The sequence below is a fragment of the Pantoea phytobeneficialis genome, from assembly GCF_009728735.1.
Taxonomy (GTDB): domain Bacteria; phylum Pseudomonadota; class Gammaproteobacteria; order Enterobacterales; family Enterobacteriaceae; genus Pantoea; species Pantoea phytobeneficialis.
This window is the reverse complement of record NZ_CP024636.1, coordinates 3,784,228-3,801,551: the sequence shown is the minus strand read 5'-3', so window position 1 is coordinate 3,801,551 and position 17,324 is coordinate 3,784,228. Positions and strand designations below refer to the sequence as shown.

13 protein-coding genes and 1 pseudogene are annotated in these 17,324 nt (G+C 53.2%); 12 read left to right on the top strand and 2 right to left on the bottom strand.

Features of this window, described 5'->3' with window-relative positions; translation table 11 throughout:
• Positions 1–133 precede the first annotated feature (133 nt).
• Positions 134–1,558, top strand: coding sequence for a GGDEF domain-containing protein (locus CTZ24_RS17555; protein ID WP_208724230.1), 1,425 nt, complete (start codon positions 134–136; stop codon positions 1,556–1,558).
• Positions 1,559–1,561: 3 nt separating this feature from the next.
• Here CTZ24_RS17555 and ddlA read toward each other — a convergent pair whose 3' ends face one another.
• Together ddlA and CTZ24_RS17545 are read right to left on the bottom strand one after the other, a co-directional pair.
• Positions 1,562–2,656: a D-alanine--D-alanine ligase gene (ddlA, locus tag CTZ24_RS17550; RefSeq protein ID WP_021183493.1), complete on the bottom strand. Its 1,095-nt coding sequence runs from the start codon at positions 2,654–2,656 to the stop codon at positions 1,562–1,564.
• Between the two features lie 181 nt (positions 2,657–2,837).
• On the bottom strand, positions 2,838–4,268 hold the full coding sequence (locus CTZ24_RS17545; RefSeq protein ID WP_208724229.1) for an RHS repeat-associated core domain-containing protein: 1,431 nt from the start codon (positions 4,266–4,268) through the stop codon (positions 2,838–2,840).
• A gap of 568 nt (positions 4,269–4,836) precedes the next feature.
• Between CTZ24_RS17545 and tssB the strand changes: the two genes are divergently transcribed.
• From tssB to CTZ24_RS17490, 11 genes and pseudogenes are all read left to right on the top strand, one after another.
• Positions 4,837–5,334 (top strand): type VI secretion system contractile sheath small subunit, encoded by a 498-nt coding sequence (tssB, locus tag CTZ24_RS17540; protein ID WP_021183490.1) that lies wholly within the window; start codon positions 4,837–4,839, stop codon positions 5,332–5,334.
• Positions 5,335–5,372: 38 nt separating this feature from the next.
• A complete protein-coding gene (gene tssC, locus CTZ24_RS17535) occupies positions 5,373–6,914 on the top strand; it encodes a type VI secretion system contractile sheath large subunit (protein ID WP_208724228.1) in 1,542 nt (513 codons plus the stop codon).
• Positions 6,915–6,929: 15 nt separating this feature from the next.
• Positions 6,930–8,270, top strand: coding sequence for a type VI secretion system baseplate subunit TssK (tssK, locus tag CTZ24_RS17530; RefSeq protein ID WP_208724227.1), 1,341 nt, complete (start codon positions 6,930–6,932; stop codon positions 8,268–8,270).
• Entirely contained in the window at positions 8,267–8,947 is a 681-nt protein-coding gene (gene tssL / locus CTZ24_RS17525) for a type VI secretion system protein TssL, short form (RefSeq protein ID WP_208724226.1), read from the top strand. The genes tssK and tssL overlap by 4 nt, the downstream gene beginning before the upstream one ends.
• Positions 8,944–10,533 carry an OmpA family protein gene (locus CTZ24_RS17520; RefSeq protein ID WP_208724225.1) on the top strand — a complete coding sequence of 530 codons (1,590 nt, stop codon included), beginning with the start codon at positions 8,944–8,946 and terminating at the stop codon, positions 10,531–10,533. The genes tssL and CTZ24_RS17520 overlap by 4 nt, the downstream gene beginning before the upstream one ends.
• Before the next feature lie 5 nt (positions 10,534–10,538).
• Positions 10,539–11,042 (top strand): type VI secretion system tube protein TssD, encoded by a 504-nt coding sequence (gene tssD / locus CTZ24_RS17515; RefSeq protein ID WP_208724224.1) that lies wholly within the window; start codon positions 10,539–10,541, stop codon positions 11,040–11,042.
• A 121-nt stretch (positions 11,043–11,163) separates the two neighbouring features.
• Positions 11,164–13,788 carry a type VI secretion system ATPase TssH gene (tssH, locus tag CTZ24_RS17510; protein ID WP_208724223.1) on the top strand — a complete coding sequence of 875 codons (2,625 nt, stop codon included), beginning with the start codon at positions 11,164–11,166 and terminating at the stop codon, positions 13,786–13,788.
• 148 nt (positions 13,789–13,936) lie between these two features.
• Complete coding sequence (tli1a, locus tag CTZ24_RS17505; RefSeq protein ID WP_244634052.1) at positions 13,937–14,416, top strand: Tli1a family immunity protein; 480 nt, start codon at positions 13,937–13,939, stop codon at positions 14,414–14,416.
• Between the two features lie 56 nt (positions 14,417–14,472).
• Positions 14,473–14,932, top strand: a pseudogene (gene tli1a / locus CTZ24_RS17500) (Tli1a family immunity protein).
• 35 nt (positions 14,933–14,967) lie between these two features.
• On the top strand, positions 14,968–15,447 hold the full coding sequence (tli1a, locus tag CTZ24_RS17495) for a Tli1a family immunity protein (protein ID WP_437180280.1): 480 nt from the start codon (positions 14,968–14,970) through the stop codon (positions 15,445–15,447).
• Positions 15,435–17,324, top strand: a 1,890-nt coding sequence (locus CTZ24_RS17490) for a T6SS phospholipase effector Tle1-like catalytic domain-containing protein (RefSeq protein WP_208724220.1), incomplete at its 3' end; no start/stop codon positions are given. The genes tli1a (CTZ24_RS17495) and CTZ24_RS17490, both read left to right, overlap by 13 nt.

Genomic DNA, 17,324 nt, shown 5'->3' with positions numbered 1-17,324 from the left:
TGGATTCAGCCGCAGAGTTGAAGGATGAACACGAGCTTAATTAACGAATCAGATTACTAACTTTTCAGGTTTAATGCCTGCTGATGCCCACCGGCGTATGGCAGCGACTTTCCAGGTTACAGGGTTCAGACGTATGCGCGTTAAGCTGTTTGCAGAGAATAATTTTAAGAAGAATGCTCTCTCACTGTTCCTCATCACGCTTTTCTTCTGCTTTATCGGCAGCCATTTGCGTGTGCCGCAGGAGCTGTCGCTGTTCTGGCCGGTCAACGCGCTGATTGCCGGGTTGATGGTGCGTAATCCTTATCTGCACCGCATCTCCAGTTATGTGGTGTGCTTTGTCGCTATGGTGTTCAACGATACGGTATTTTCAGGCTGGGCGCTGCCTGCGGTCACCCTCAATGTGGCGAATATCCTGTTTATTCTGGTCGCGGTGAGCATGCTGATTAAGCATCTGCTGCCGCCCTCGGCGAATAGCCAGGTGATCAACGCGATGCGTATTTTCCCCGCCTGTTTGTTGGCGGCGCTGGCCTGTGCTACCTGGGGTGCCTGGGCGCAGGAAGTGGATTTCAACGCACGCTTTATTACTGCCTGGGGCGACTGGTTCAGCGAACAATTCTCCACGTCGTTGATGTTGCTGCCGGTATTACTGGCACGCCCGCTGCGTACCGTCCCCTGGCGTTCATTATTGCATCCCGGAAAACTGCTGCCGCTGACGGGCGTGGTGCTGTCGCTCACCATTGGCGCGATGATTGGTGGCGCGGGTAGCCTGACGTTCCCGGTCCCGGCATTGATTTGGTGTGCGATTGTCCTGCCAATCCCCATCACCAGTCTGGTGCTGCTGCTCACGGGCATCACCGAGATTATCCTGGTTTCTCACGGGGTGATGAATATTCAGGGCGATGATGCCTTGTTGCCCATCAGCCATCTGACCTCGGTTCGCCTCGGCGTCGCCACCATCACCATCAGCCCGTTGCTGGTGGCTGTCAGTATGGATGCCATCCGTCAGCTAAACCAACGTTTGTCATTACGCGCCAATTTTGATTTTCTCACCCAGCTGTTATCGCGTTCCGGGTTGTATGAAAATCTGCGCCAGGAGCCATTCTCACCGCAGCGAGCGGCAGGTGTGGTGATGCTGGATGTCGACTATTTCAAAACCATTAATGACAATTTCGGTCATGATGCGGGTGATGGTGTGCTGGAAGAGATCGCTCGCCGCATTCAGGATGTGGTGAATAATCGAGGTCTGGTTTGCCGTTTTGGTGGCGAAGAGTTCGTGGTGGTGGTGTTTGATTACAATCACAGCCAGCTTTATCAACTGGCCGAAGCGATTCGTCAGTCGATGGTCAGAGAGAAATTCTGGTTGCAGGGAAATACCGTCACCGTGACGGCCAGCCTGGGGCTGGCGCTTGGCAATGCAGTGAATGAGCGTGAGTGGCATGGGGTGGTGAACCGCCTGATTTCGGCGGCTGACAAAAATCTTTACCTGTCGAAGCGCAACGGTCGCAATCAAACCTCGCCCGCTGTCGAGCCACGCGCGCTGGTTAACGACGTGGCCTGATAATCACATGCTGCTTTTCAGGGCGCTGCTCTGCTGATGGCGCTCCAGCGCCAGTTCGATCAGCCGGGTAATCAACGAGCGATAATCCAGACCGGCTGCCTGCCAGAGCTTCGGATACATGCTGATGTTGGTGAAACCAGGCAAGGTATTGACTTCATTGACGATGATTTCCCCGCCTTCAGTCAGGAACACATCGACACGCGCCATCCCGCTGCATTCCAGTGCCTGAAACGCTTGCAATGCCACGGCGCGAATCGCTTCGCTATCGTCTGTGCTGATCGTGGCGGGGACAACTACCTGTGCACCGTTCTCGCTGATGTACTTGGTGTCATACGAATAAAACGCATCGTGCACCACCACTTCACCGCAGGGGCTGGCGACCGGCTCATCATTACCCAATACGGCGCATTCAATTTCGCGTCCCTTAATACCTTGCTCAATCAATACCTTGCGATCGAAGGTAAAGGCGAGATCGAGCGCTGCCGCAAACTCTTCGAGACGGCTGACTTTACTGACGCCAACCGAAGAACCCTGATTCGCCGGTTTAATAAACAGCGGCAGGCCAAAACGATCCACCACCGCCTGTGCATCAAGCCGGGCACGTTGCGCCTGAGTGACGCTAATCCAGGGGGCAACCTTAAGACCGGCATCACGCAGCAGACGTTTGGTGAAATCTTTATCCATGCTGACGGCGGAACCCAGTACGCCAGAACCGACAAACGGTAGATTAGCCATGCGCAGCAGGCCTTGTAGCGAGCCATCCTCGCCCAGCGTACCGTGGACAATCGGGAAAATGACATCAACCTGCGACAACGGGTGGGCATTCTGACGCGTGATCAACTGCTGCGATGCCTGGCCGGGCACCAGCGCCACATTCTCGCCAGAGCGATTGAGGGCAATCAGTGAGGGGTTTTCTGCATTTAGCAGAAAGCCGGATGCATCATTCAGATGCCACTCGCCCTGTTTATCGATGCCCAGCAACACCACTTCAAATTTGCTGGTATCAATAGCCTCAAGAATATTTTTGGCTGATTGTAATGACACTTCATGCTCGGCTGATTTACCACCGAAAATGATCCCCACACGTTGTTTTGCCATTGTTTTTTGTCCGATTGCGATAAAGCGAATGGCTAAGATAGCACGGGGTGGTAAGAGGGGAAATCAGATGAGGAGAAGGGCGGAGAGCGGCAAAAAAATCCCCTCGAAAGAGGGGATGAGTGATTTAATCAGGCCAGCATCTGGGAAATGATGAATGAACCGTAACGTAGTTAGGTTTCCGTTAATGCGGGTGTGAATGTAACCGTGTGTTTTTGCAACGCCCATCAGGCGCATTGTACTCATGTTTTTTTAGAAGATGGCGTGTTAGAGAAAAGGGATGCCCAGCCTCATAGTCGCAATTCTGGAAGTGGCATTTATAAGGTGTATCACCGGTGTGGGTATTAATATGAATGCTCAATCCACGACGTGTCGAAAAACTTAATCCGCAGTCATCACAACAATAGCGATGCTCTTTGTGACATCGATTGATATGGATCTTAAGTTCAGATAAGGATTTGAACGTTTTTTTGCAACCGCTCTCCTGACAAAAAAAATCTCTTCGTACAGCATGAACTATTCTAATATGCTGGCTTAATTCACCAGAGGTATTAAATCCTCGGTTACACTTTTCACACCGATAATTTCGCAAGTTTTCATGCTTCGCAAGGTGTTGTGCCAGCGCACTCGGATAGAAAAAAGAGCGATTGCAACCAGCCTGATCACAAAAATAGGTTTTATCCCGGGTATGGGTATTATAATGTTTCGCCAAACCACTACTGTGAATATAATCCAGTCCACAACCCTCCCAGTCACATTTAAAAGGACGGCCATCAGAATGAATATCTTTCAGATGAGCATGGTAATTTTTCTGTAAGTTGCTTTGGTAATTACAGTTGGCCCACAAGCAAACGTAATTGTGACTGGGAGGGTCAATGATAAAACTTTCATCCAATAGCGATGTTTTATCAATTTTTCCATATAAAGCTCGACCAGTTTTCACATCCCAGTTGGGATTCTTCCATAATTCCTGTTGTTTCCATGCAATAAAGCCCTGTTTATAAGTGATATGCGTTTTATCACTATTTTTGCGAGCCAGACCATCATGATCGTTAAAGGTTTCAGGATTGTTCTCAACCATGGAAAATAGATTAAGCCCGTCAATCCTCCCCGCAGGATCAGGATTCATCCAGCGCATTATCCAGGAGGAATAATATCGATAACCATAATAAACCAGGCCAGTTATGTCGCGCTCTTTACCTGAATAATGAAGGGTTTTATAACATGCTTCTATTTGGCTTCGAGTTAACCAGATGGCTGTTCCGCCGTAAGGATAATATTCTTCGCGGCTGATGACTCCCGCTTCGCCATCAATTTCCAGTGTACTGCTGTGATTCCGATTCTGAATGCTGTGGCGTTGAAGTTGGTTATCGGTCCCTTCAGGCATGCCTGACAACCAGCAGTAGATTCGCAAATTATTGACGGTTATCACCGTTAATTTTTCTTTCTGTCTGGTTCCCGCATAGCGCATACGCATTTCAATTCCTGGCAAATAACGGATGACATGCTGTTGCACCGAATTGGCATTTTTTTGTGACGAGGACTTTAGCACGCGTGTGCCAGGCACGCAGTAACGATACTGCTCACGCTGCATGATATTTCCGTTTGATTGCATTGTACTTTTCTCCATCAGGATGAAAAGCGCAGGATTATAGAAATCATATCCAAAAAATAGTCTTCCCTGATGTCAGGGTTGCAAAAAAAATTCCCCTCGGAAGAGGGGATGCCTAATCTATTCAGGCTAACACCAGGGAAATAATGTCTTAACTATACCAAAGTATAGCTTGCGTAAATGTCGGGTTGATCAAAAAAATGGCAAATAGATTCTGGTGAGTAGTAACAGCAGCAGGATCATGCCGACGATTTCGCTTAATGCTTGCCAGCTACGCGATGGTTTTAACTGGACGGCATTACGTAATGACTTGAAATTTATTGATGTTATTTTTTTCAAGGTAACGAATTATTAATCTGATATTTTTATTTTTTTTCATAAAAAAATATGAAAATTCCTGGTATTTAATTGCACGAAACTGTTTATTGCCAGCCTTTTTTTCTGCGATACATGCCGAAATATGTAATTTCAGGCGTTGCATTCCTTCAGAACTCTCATTTATATTGCGCAAGAATTACACACGGAAAGATTTGTCCTGCCATTTTCCCTGCCATTTTTACAAGGAGTAAATATGAGCAATTCTTATCAAAATGAGATCCCGAAGGCGCGAGTCAATATCAAACTGGACCTACATACAGGGGGGAGCCAGAAGAAAGTTGAACTGCCACTTAAGTTATTGGTTACGGGGGATTTTAGTCATGGTCAGGAAACTCGCCTGATTTCTGAACGAGAAAAAGTCGAAGTTAACAAAAACAATTTCAACAATGTACTGGCGGAGTTTTCGCCTGCCATCAATCTGAATGTACCGGATACACTTGCCGCTGACGGCAGCGAACAGTGGCTGAACCTGACTTTCCGCGAGATCAGCGACTTTGAACCGGAACAGGTTGCCCGCCAAATCCCGCAACTTAAAGCGATGCTCGCGATGCGCAATTTGTTGCGCGACCTTAAATCCAACCTGCTCGATAACGTTACCTTCCGCAAAGAATTTGAAGCCATCCTGAAAGATCCCGCGCTGAGCGATGAATTGCGCGCTGAACTGACCTCCCTGGTGCCAGAAAAGGCCTAATCACCCGTCATTTAATGGATTAATACGAGAGAATAGTCATGCCTGCAAAGAATGAAACTGCTACTGGCGGTCAAACGACTGTGCTTGAAAGACCAGCTTCGGCCGGTATTTATAACTCCCTGTTCGAAAAAATTAATCTCAATCCGGTGTCGCAACTTCGTGAGTTAGACATCTGGCAGGACAATCAGGCAATGTCCGATGCCAGTGCGGATGAACGCGTTACCGCAGCGATGCAGGTGCTACTGGAATGCCTGAAACAACATGGTTCGAAAGTTGAGAAGCTCGACAAAACGTTGCTGGATCTCCACATTGCACACCTTGATCAACAAATCAGTCGCCAGCTTGACCTGGTAATGCATCACCCCGTTTTTCAGCAAGTTGAGTCCACCTGGCGTGGTCTGAAATCTTTGGTTGATAAGGCCGATTTTCGCCAGAACGTCAAAATTGCCCTACTGGACCTTTCCAAAGAAGCTCTGCGTCAGGATTTTGAAGATTCACCGGAGATTATCCAGAGCGGCCTCTATCTGCAAACATATGTCAGCGAGTATGACACTCCCGGTGGTGAACCCATTGCGGCGATGATCTCGGCGTGGGAGTTTGATGCTTCCGCCCAGGATATTGCCCTGTTGCGTAATATCGCCAGGGTGGCGGCCTCGGCACATATGCCATTTATCGGTTCCGTCGGCCCGGCATTTTTCCTGAAAGAAAATATGGAAGAGGTCGCCGCCATTAAGGATATCGGCAATTACTTCGACCGCGCCGAGTACATCAAGTGGAAGTCCTTCCGGGAAAGTGATGATGCGCGTTATATCGGCCTGACTATGCCCCGTGTGCTGGGACGTCTGCCTTATGGTCCGGATACCGTGCCGGTGCGTAGCTTTAACTACGTCGAGGAGGTGAAAGGCCCGGATCATGATAAATATCTGTGGATTAACGCGTCCTTCGCCTTTGCCGCCAACATGGTGCGCAGTTTTATCCACAATGGTTGGTGTGTACAAATTCGCGGCCCACAGGCGGGTGGTGCAGTACAGGACTTACCTATCCACCTCTACGATCTTGGCACGGGTAATCAGGTAAAAATACCTTCCGAAGTGATGATCCCGGAAACCCGTGAATTTGAGTTTGCCAATCTCGGCTTTATTCCGCTGAGCTACTACAAAAACCGCGATTATGCCTGCTTTTTCTCGGCTAATTCGACGCAAAAGCCGGTTCAGTATGATACTGCCGATGCCACCGCCAACAGCCGCATCAACGCACGACTGCCTTACATTTTTCTGCTATCGCGAATTGCGCACTATCTGAAGATGATCCAGCGTGAAAATATCGGTACCACCAAGGATCGACGTCTGCTGGAGATGGAGTTGAACACCTGGGTACGTAGCCTGGTCACGGAGATGACTGATCCCGGCGATGATCTTCAGGCATCGCACCCCCTGCGCGACGCTCGGGTGGTGGTGGAGGACATTGAAGATAACCCCGGCTTTTTCCGCGTGAAGTTTTTCGCGGTGCCGCATTTCCAGGTGGAAGGCATGGATGTCAACCTGTCGCTGGTTTCACAGATGCCAAAAGCGAAATCGTAAGGGTGGTAATCAGGGATGAAAACCGAACAACCGCTGTGGGGGCGGGGGGTGATGATCTCGCCCCAGCATTTCCAACAGCAGACGGCCTGGATGGATTGGCGCAGTGAGTGTCTGGCAAACATGGGGCTCAATCATCCCTGGGGGGTATTTCAGGCTGAGTTTGAACTGGAATCGCTAAGGCAGGGTCGGCTTCAGCCCCGGCATCTGCGGGTCCGTTTTCGCGATGGAACGTTGATTGATACGCAAAATGCCGATCCACTCCCTCCGACACTGACATTGAGTTCTGAGCACAAGGAGGGGGTCGTGGTGCTGGCGCTCCCGCAAATGTACGCCAACGGCGGCAATTGTCTGCAACCCGATCAGGTGGCGGAACGTCCGGTGCGTTTTCGTCAGCACTGGCGCGACATTCGCAATCTGTTTGGTGATGACTCAAAACAGATTGCCGTGTTGCATCCGGAGCTGGCGCTGCGCTTTGCCCATCAGGACAACAGCGATTGGTTGACCTGTCCACTGGTGCGTCTGCAACGGGATGCGCAGGGAACCTGGACAATTGACAGTCAGTTTCTTCCCCCGCTGCTGGTGATGAGTGGACATTGCGGGTTAATGACTTCTCTGGAACAACTGATGACGCAGCTGCGTGCGCGGCTGGCTCGTCTGATGGGGATGCGTCGTGAAAGCAACCAGCGTATGGCTGATTTCGCTGTCGCAGATGTGTCGTTGTTCTGGTTGTTAAATGCGTTGAACAGCGCTGAGCCGGTACTGGCAAATTTCTTGCGCTATCCGCAAAGCGCGCCAGAGCGGTTATATCCGGAACTGGCACGGCTGGCGGGTAGTTTGCTGACATTTTCCCTTGAGCACCAGGTCAACGCGATACCTTGCTATCAGCATGATGATCTCAACAATGTATTTCCGCCGTTATTGAGGCTGCTTTCCCAGCTGCTGGAAGCCAGCCTGCCTTCACGCGTGGTGGCGATTGAGATGAGCCATGATCGCAGGCTGCGCCAGTGGCGTGCTCGCCTCAATGATCCTCGTTTGCGTGAAGAGGCGGATTTCTATCTTTCCGTACGCTCACCCTTACCCGTGGTGCAACTTCAGGAACAGGTTCCACGTCAGTGCAAAGTGGGTAGCCCGGATGATGTTGTCAGCCTGGTGAACACTTCACAGTTGGGGGTTCCACTCCAGCCATTGAGCCATGTTCCAGCCGCCATTCCGTTGCGGCTGGAAAATCAATATTTCTCACTCGACCTGTCGCATCCGGCAGCACGCGCGATGCTGGAGAGCGGCTGCTGCATGTTTTACGTCCCCGGTACCCTGGGGGACCCGGAACTTGAACTCTTTGCGGTACTAAGAACATGAGTGACAACCAACTGGAAAGTCCCGTGGATATTGATGCACTGATGCTGAACTGCTGGCTCCAGGTCATCGGTCTTCGGCATCAGCCACAATTCAGGGAGGGAGAGGGCAAAGCGTTATGGCAGCGTTGCGTGACTGACATCGAGCGGGTTCAGAAAGTCCTGCGTAATGCAGGCGTCAGTGACGAAAGCCGTCACGATATCCTGCGCGCGCATTGTGCATTACTCGATGAAGCGGTCAAGGGGCGTGGCGTGCAGGATGATGCCTGCACGCAGTGGTATCACCTGCCGCTTCAGGGGCACTTTCTGCATACCATCGATGCCGGTGAAACGTTGTGTGACCGGATGCGGCAGGTACTTAGCCAGCCCGCTGCGGATGCTCAGGTAGTGAAGTGCTTTCATCGGGTGATGTTGTTGGGATTCCTTGGCGGCTATCCGTCGCTGGACGTTACGGAGCGTCAAAACCTGATCGGGGCGCTCAATGAACGTGTTCCCCCTTGCTCGCTCACCACTGATCAGCCTCTGTTGGTTGGGGCTGGCAGCGGTTTGTCGCAGGGCGTGTTGAGCCACTGGCCGGTTCGCCTGGGAATTGCCGCGTTGCTGCTGTTGGCTTTGTGGTGGGGGCTGGATCGCTGGCTGGATCAACTGATAGCGACACTGTTGCCCGAGGTGAAAGGATGAAGTCTGCACTTCAGCGTTGGAAGATGTGGTGGGCTGATTTCCGTCGCCCTCTACATTCTGCTCCGTCATTCAGTAAGGCTTTGCCAGACGCGGACTATCGCCTGCCGGTGGTGCTGTCTTGCGGCGATGACGCAGAGGGCTGGCCGCAGGGAGAATTTGTCCGACTCGTGCCACAGGGGTGCTGGATACGCATCATGGCCAGCAGCGAGCTCCAGCATGTTTTGCGTCAGTTGCTGCAATGTCGTCCTGGCTGGGGTGGGCAGATTGCCGTCTGTATCAGCGTTAATCCGCAGCAGCATACACAACACTCAGCGCTGGAAAACCAGCTTCATGAATTACGTTGGCAAATTGGTGTGCTGCGGCGTGAAACGCGGCAGGCGTTGCCGTTGCTGATAACCATCAGAGTGGCGGGCAACGTCACGCTGACGGCAACTCCTCTGTGGCAAGTTACGACCTCAGAGGCGGGAACGCAGATCTGGTACCAGGGACAGGCACCACAATCCATCGAGCAGTGGTTAGCAAAGGCGGATAGCACCGTGCTACAGCAGCAGGTGCTGTTTAACTCGGTGGAGCGCGGTTTCGGCCAGCAGGTGCGCCAGATCTTTACTGCGCAGCATCCGGATGTTGATGCAGTGCCACCTTATGCCATCCTCAGCGCGCTGCAATCCGCGCTGGTGCAGGAACAGCCGGATTCACTTTGGCGGCAATGGCTGTCCAGGCACACCACCTTGCAGTCGGTTGCTGGCTGGTCGGCAAACCAGGATGAGTATGCCCAACCTGATTTCTTCCTACCCTTGTTACCTCGCGGGCAGGGCTTTACCCCTTTTCGCCGGGTGCTGCCGGTTGTCCTGACGGGCTTGTTTGTCTCCGCGATCATCGCGATGAGTTGCAGCGCATGGCACAACCAGTCGCTTATCCGTCGTATCGCGTTTGATCTCGCCAGTTACCAGGCTATTGCCATGACTGAGGTAGCGCCAAAAGCGGCGGCAGTTGCGGTACTGAGAGAGGATGCTGCTCAGCTGAACCACTGGGCTCGACAGGGTGCACCTTTGTATCTGGGACTGGGGCTGTATCGTGGTGAGCGTCTGCACCTGCCCGTCTTGAATGCTATCCGTAGCTGGCAGCCTTCTCCATTGCATCCACATCAGCCTGAACCCCAACCGACGATTGCCCAGCTTGACAGCCTGGCTTTGTTTGATTCTGGCAAAGCAGAGCTGAAGTCGGGCTCTACCAAAGTACTGATTAATGCCCTGATTGGCATTCGAGCCAGACCGGGCTGGCTGATTGTGATCAGCGGCCATACCGACAATACCGGCGATCCCGGATTTAATCAGCAGCTTTCACTGAAACGTGCCGAAGCCGTGCGTAACTGGATGCGGGACACCGGTGCTATAGCGGAGAGCTGCTTTGCGGTGCAGGGATACGGTGTCAGTCGTCCTCTTGCTACCAACGATACCTCGGAGGGGCGCGAGACCAACCGGCGTGTCGAAATCCATCTGGTGCCGCAGGCAGATGCCTGTCAGGTGCCAGATGACACCCTGCTGTCATCACGGGATGGTGACGGTAATCAACACTTAACGGAGTGAAAATTATGGCGATTCCAGTTTATCTGTGGCTGAAGGACGATGGCGGCGGGGCGATTAAAGGCTCGGTCGAGGCTGAAAACCGTGAAGGAAGCATTGAGGTGGTTGCAATGAAACATCAGGTGCATATCCCCACCGATGACAACACCGGCAAGGTGACAGGCACACGTATCCATGCGCCATTGCAGTTTACCAAAGCGATCGACTCCTCCAGCCCCTATCTCTATAAGGCAGTGACTACCGGCCAGACGCTGGACAGTGCTGAACTGAAATATTACCTCATCGATAGTGGTGGGAACGAAGTGGAGTACTTCAACATCAAGCTGGAAAAAGTAAAGGTGGTGAAGGTGAGTCCACTGATGCATGACATCAAAGACACCACCAAAGAGAAGCGTAATCACCTGGAAGAGATTGAGCTGCGCTACGAGAAAATCACCTGGAACTATAAAGACGGCAACCTTGTTCATTCTGATGAGTGGAATGCGCGACCTGTCGCGGTTGCGGCTGGCTAACCAGCGCGGGCGGCATTGCCGCCCGCTTTTATTCTGCTCGGCAAATAACACCGGAAGTTAACACCTGATGGGCATGGGTTACGGCCAGGGGCGGTAGCGTGCCTGAATTGGAGAAAGAGATATGGAACATCAATCCGCCGTTTTGTTGCGACGCCTCAATCCCTTCTGCGCGCGAGCCCTCGAGGCTGCGGCCTGTTTATGTCAGACGCGAACCCACGCAGAGATCACGCCTGAACACTGGCTGCTGAAGTTACTGGAGGCAGGTGAAGGTGATCTGACGGTGATCGCCCGTCGTTATGCATGGGATTTGGATGCCATCTGGCAATCTTTGTTGCGGTATCTGGATACTCTGCCTCGTACCGTACGCAGCAATCCCTCGCTTTCAGCTCGCTTGCAAACATTGCTGAAGCAGAGCTGGTTGTGTGCTTCGCTGGAAAATGAAAGCACTCAGATTCGCACGCTCCATGTGTTGATGGCGATCGTGGATACCCCAGCGCTGTTGGTGTGTGATGAACTCTGGCCGCTACTGACATTGGGTAAAACTCAGCTTGATCGCTTGTGCCCACTGCTTGAAGAACAGTCCGATGAGCGGGTCAGACCGCCTGAGATTTTTAGTGCCGCAGCGGCATTGCCTGCTCCCGGTGTAAAACACGATGCACATCAGGCGGTGCTGGATCGTTTTACCCTTGATCTCACTGCCCGCGCCCGCGCTGGCCATATCGATCCGGTATTTGGGCGTGACAATGAAATCCGTCAGATGGTGGATATCCTCGCTCGCCGACGCAAAAACAATCCGATTCTGGTGGGGGAACCTGGCGTGGGTAAAACCGCGCTGGTGGAGGGGCTGGCGCTGCGTATCGTGCAGGGAAACGTACCGGATAGCCTGAAGTCAGTTAGCGTTCGTACTCTTGATGCGGGCCTGCTCCAGGCGGGGGCGGGTGTAAAAGGTGAGTTTGAACAACGGCTGAAAAATATCATTGCGGCAGTACAGCAGGCAACCAGCCCGGTGCTGCTGTTTATTGATGAAGCCCATACCCTGATCGGCGCAGGCAATCCGGCGGGTAGCGTCGATGCTGCCAATCTGCTGAAACCGGCACTGGCAAGGGGGGAACTCCGCACTATCGCGGCCACTACCTGGAGTGAATACAAACAATATTTCGAACGTGATGCAGCATTGGAACGGCGTTTTCAACGTGTGCAGGTTGATGAGCCAGATGATGAAACCGCTTGCCTGATGCTACGCGGCCTGAAACCCCGCTATGCACAACACCACGGCGTCTACATTTCAGACGAGGCGGTGCGTGCTGCGGTGGCCCTGTCGCGGCGTTATTTGACGGGCCGCCAACTGCCGGATAAAGCCGTTGATCTGCTGGACACCGCCAGTGCGCGGGTACGCATGAGCCTGGACACTGTGCCGGAATCGCTGGTACGACTCAGGGCGCAAATTGTCGCGCTTGAGATCGAACAACAAGCATTGCTGGAGGATTGTGCTGTCGGCCATTATGACGGCAACAATCGCCTGGCGGAGACCCGGCAGCTTATCCGCCAGCACAATGACGATCTGGCTGTGCTGGAAACGCGATATCAACAGGAAAAAAAACTAACGGAACAGCTGCTGGCTTGCCGCAGCGATCCTTCCCGCGAACAGGAGATTGCCGCGCTACAGGATGAGCTGATTAAGGTTCAGCAGACTGCACCACTGCTGGCGCTCGATGTGGACGCACGCACGGTGGCGAATGTCGTCGCTGACTGGACCGGCATCCCGCTCTCCTCACTAATGAAAGACGAGCAGAGTGAGTTGCTGATGCTGGACACCGTGCTGGCTCAGCGCATTGTTGGACAAGATCACGCGCTGCATGCAATTGCACAACGGTTGCGGGCAACCAAAACCGGCCTCGCGGCGGAAAATGGCCCACAAGGGGTATTTCTGCTGGTGGGTAGCAGCGGCACCGGAAAAACCGAAACCGCCCGGGCGCTGGCGGATACCCTTTACGGTGGTCAGCGCTCGCTTATCACCCTCAACTTCAGCGAATATCAGGAAGCGCACACTGTCAGTCAGCTTAAGGGTTCACCTCCGGGATACGTCGGTTATGGTCAGGGCGGTATCCTTACGGAAGCGGTACGTAAGCGTCCCTATAGCGTGGTGCTGCTGGATGAAGTGGAAAAAGCGCACCCTGATGTGTTGAACCTGTTTTATCAGGTATTCGATCGCGGAGTTATGCGCGACGGTGAAGGTCGCGAGATCGATTTTCGCAATACCGTTATCCTGATGACCTCTAATCTCGGCAGCGATCCACTGATGCAACTCCTGGAGGAGCATCCCGACACCAGCGATGCTGAGCTACAGGAACGGTTACGTCCACTGCTGCGTGACCATTTCCAGCCAGCCCTGCTGGCACGCTTCCAGACGGTGATCTACCGGCCACTCACACCGGCAGCGATGCGCACCATCGTTGCCATGAAGTTGGACCTGGTCAGCCAACGCCTGGCTCAACACTATGGCGTCTGTACCAGGCTTGAAGAAAACCTGTATGACGCCCTCACCTCCGCCTGCCTGCTGCCGGATAGCGGCGCACGTAATATCGACAATCTGCTGAACCAACAGATTCTCCCGGTACTAAGCCAACAACTACTGACGCTGATCGCTGCCGGGCATAAAACCACCGTCCTGAAGCTGGGCTGGGATATTGAGCAGGGCATTGTGCTGTCTTTGGAAGATCAGAGCGTTGGTGTGGCTGGTGGATAAGCATGGCTACATTCACCCGCTGCGTAAAACGATACCTGTGCTGAACAGCGTAATACTCGCTGCCGATTAGAGACCCCTTAAGGATGGAGGAGCCGAAAGTATGTCCGAAATAATCCGTCGTATTTCTTGTGCCGCTTTTTTAGCCGGCATGGTGTTTTTGTCGATCTGTATGCCGTCAAAGGCCGGGGCCGGGGTGATTAAAGCGATTAATCACACCCACTGGGCAATTAATCGCTTCAGCATCAATGGTCAGTCCGGCATCGATATTATCGGCCCGTATCAGGGCGGCGGGGGGGGCTGTTGTTTTAGCGTGCCGGAGAAATGGCAGCCGGGAATGACGGTGAGGGTGGACTGGGAGAGCGGTGAAGCATCTACCAAAGGATTTCCGGGGTTTGCAGATTACGAAAAATATAAAGCCTGGGAAAAGAAAATGCAGGCACAGAACCGTCAGCACAGCCAGACGGTGCCGCTGCCGGATTATAACGGCCAGGATACCTGCGGCATCACCGTCCATTTCCTGCCCTGCGACGAGATTAAGGTGACCACCAGTTGCTGGTCGCCGCGTAATGCGAACTACCCGATTAAAGAACCCTTAAGGATGGAGGAGCCGAAAGTATGTCCGAAATAATCCGTCGTATTTCTTGTGCCGCTTTTTTAGCCGGCATCGCGTTTTTGTCGATCTGTATGCCGTCAAAGGCCGGGGCCGGGGTGATTAAAGCGATTAATCACACCCACTGGGCAATTAATCGCTTTAGCATCAATGGTCAGTCCGGCATCGATATTATCGGCCCGTATCAGGGCGGCGGGGGGGGGCTGTTGTTTTAGCGTGCCGGAGAAATGGCAGCCGGGAATGACGGTGAGGGTGGACTGGGAGACCGGGGTGGGTGATATGGAGGGTTTTCCGGGATTTGCTGACTGGGAAAAATATCTGTCCTGGAAAAAAGAAATGAAGGCCCTGAGCCGCCAGCATACCAGGACGGTGCCGCTGCCGGATTATAACGGTCAGGATACCTGCGGTATCACCATCCATTTTCTGCCCTGCGACGAGATTAAGGTGACCACCAGTTGCTGGTCGCCGCGTAATGCGAACTACCCGATCAAAGAACCCTTAAGGATGGAGGAGCCGAAAGTATGTCCGAAATAATCCGTCGTATTTCGTGTGCCGCTTTTTTAGCCGGTATGGCGTTTTTGTCGATCTGTATGCCGTTAAAGGCCGGGGCCGGGGTGATTAAAGCGATTAATCACACCCACTGGGCAATTAATCGCTTCAGCATCAATGGTCAGTCCGGCATCGATATTATCGGCCCGTATCAGGGCGGCGGGGGAGGCTGTTGTTTTAGCGTTCCGGAGAAATGGCAGCCGGGAATGACGGTGAGGGTGGACTGGGAGAGCGGGGTTGGATCTTCTGATGATTTTCCCGGATTTGCTGACTGGGAAAAATATCAGGCCTGGACGAAAAAGAACCACGCGCAAAAACGCCAGCTCAGTAAGACAGTGTCGCTGCCGGATTATAACGGCCAGGATACCTGCGGCATCACGGTCCATTTCCTGCCCTGCGACGAGATTAAGGTGACCACCAGTTGCTGGTCGCCGCGAAATGCGAACTACCCGATTAAAGAACCCTTAAGGATGGAGGAGCCGAAGGTATGTCCGAAATAACCGACAAAGCACAGGTCTGGTATCCCCCGGCATTTCCGGCGCAGGGCCGTTTACCGGCGGCTGCCACGCTGGTGGGCGAAAACTGCAAAAAGCAGAACAGCCGGGAGCGGGCGTATCGTCAGGAGCTCTGTCTGGCTGCCGGACGGCGGGTGGAGCCTCCCTGCTGCAAAACGCTGCATATCAGCCTGTTTTTCGACGGCACCGGTAATAACCTGAATAACGACCTGTATCTGTCTGACCCGCCACATCCGACCAATATCGCCCGGCTGTTCAGTGCCACCATCGGCAGTGGTTATGCTGGCGGTGTCGGTGCACAACAGGCGCAGTTATTCGATATCGGGGCGGAGAACTATTTCAAATTCTATATTCCCGTCGTGGGCACGCCGTTCCCGGAAATTGATGACCTGGATTACAGCGCGTGGGGGCTGGCATTCGCCAGTAACGGGGAGGGGCGGATTAACTGGGCGCTGTTGCGTATTATTGATGTGCTGAAGTTTACCCTGACAGAGCTGTGGATGACCAATGGCGAAAGCCGCGCAGCGCTGGAAAATATGAAAACCAGCTGGGCCCATTTCGGTTTTGGCGGCAGTCATAACCGCTATGAGGAATTTACCCGGCAGCTGCGGGCGCTGAAAGCCCGGCTGAAAAACGCACTGGAGCAGCCGGAGCCGGGCAAACCGAAGTTGCTGGGTATCAAACTGTATATTTACGGCTTTTCCCGGGGAGCAGCGGCAGCGCGTGCCTTTGTCAGCTGGCTCAGTGAACTGCTGCCCCCTCCCGCAGCGGNCGAAGACAGACCCGAGCAGTGTCTGGCGGTGGAGGGGATGAAAATTCCCCTCAGCGTGGAGTTTCTTGGTCTGCTGGACACGGTGGCTTCGGTGGGAGTGGCACATATGGCCCCTCTGGCTGACGGGCATATGTCGTGGGCGGATGGCACGCTGGCGCTGCCGGATGAGACCACCTACGGCGGCCTGATTAAACGCTGTGTGCATCTGGTGTCTTCCCATGAGCAGCGCCTGTGTTTTCCGCTGGATTCCATCCGGCGGAGCAACGGGAAGTATCCGGCGAACAGCGTCGAGGTGATGTATCCGGGCATGCATTCTGATGTGGGGGGCGGGTATCAACGGGGGGATCAGGGAAAAGGGTGCGGGCAGGACGATAGTTTTTTACTTTCTCAGGTTACCTTACATGATTTATATGCAACGGCATTTGAAGCAGGTGCCCCCTTAAAAATGCCGCCAGTATCATTACCTAAAGCCTTAGAGGGCCAACAGTGGCGTTTGATGTCACCTGATATACAAGAGAAATTTGTCATTGATGTACCACTTGTAAATCGCTTCAACGCCTGGCGCGAGCACACCCTTAATCTCCCCACCCCCGACACCCCTGATGATCTACAGGCCGCCGATTACCAGCCCACTCAGGCCCCGGTATGTATTGAAGTGGCCGCCGATGCACAGATGGCCTGGATAACCGGCTGGCGCATCAACCGTTATGCGCTGAAAACGCTGTTGCAGACGCCTTTCTATCAGCGCGCCACAGACACGCAGGCCGGTCCGGAGGTCCGCAGGCAGGCCAGAATCCAGCGGGATAAGGACCAGGCTGCCGTGGAGGCCAGAAGACGTAAATCGGCCAGGCTGAAAGATTATCTCCCGGAGCCGGGTATTAAAGATTTCGACCCGGATATGGCGCAGACGCAGTTAAGGGAGGCGGCACAGGAATTTGCAGAGGATTATCACAAAGTCTTTCGCAGCCTGAACAGCGCAATGGAGGTGTTGGTGGATAAGACGCAGCAGGTGGTCTTTCTGCTGAACAGCGATGATGAGGAGACGGAGTACTTCAGAATGAAAGCGGCAGGGGAGCAAAAACACCGGGAA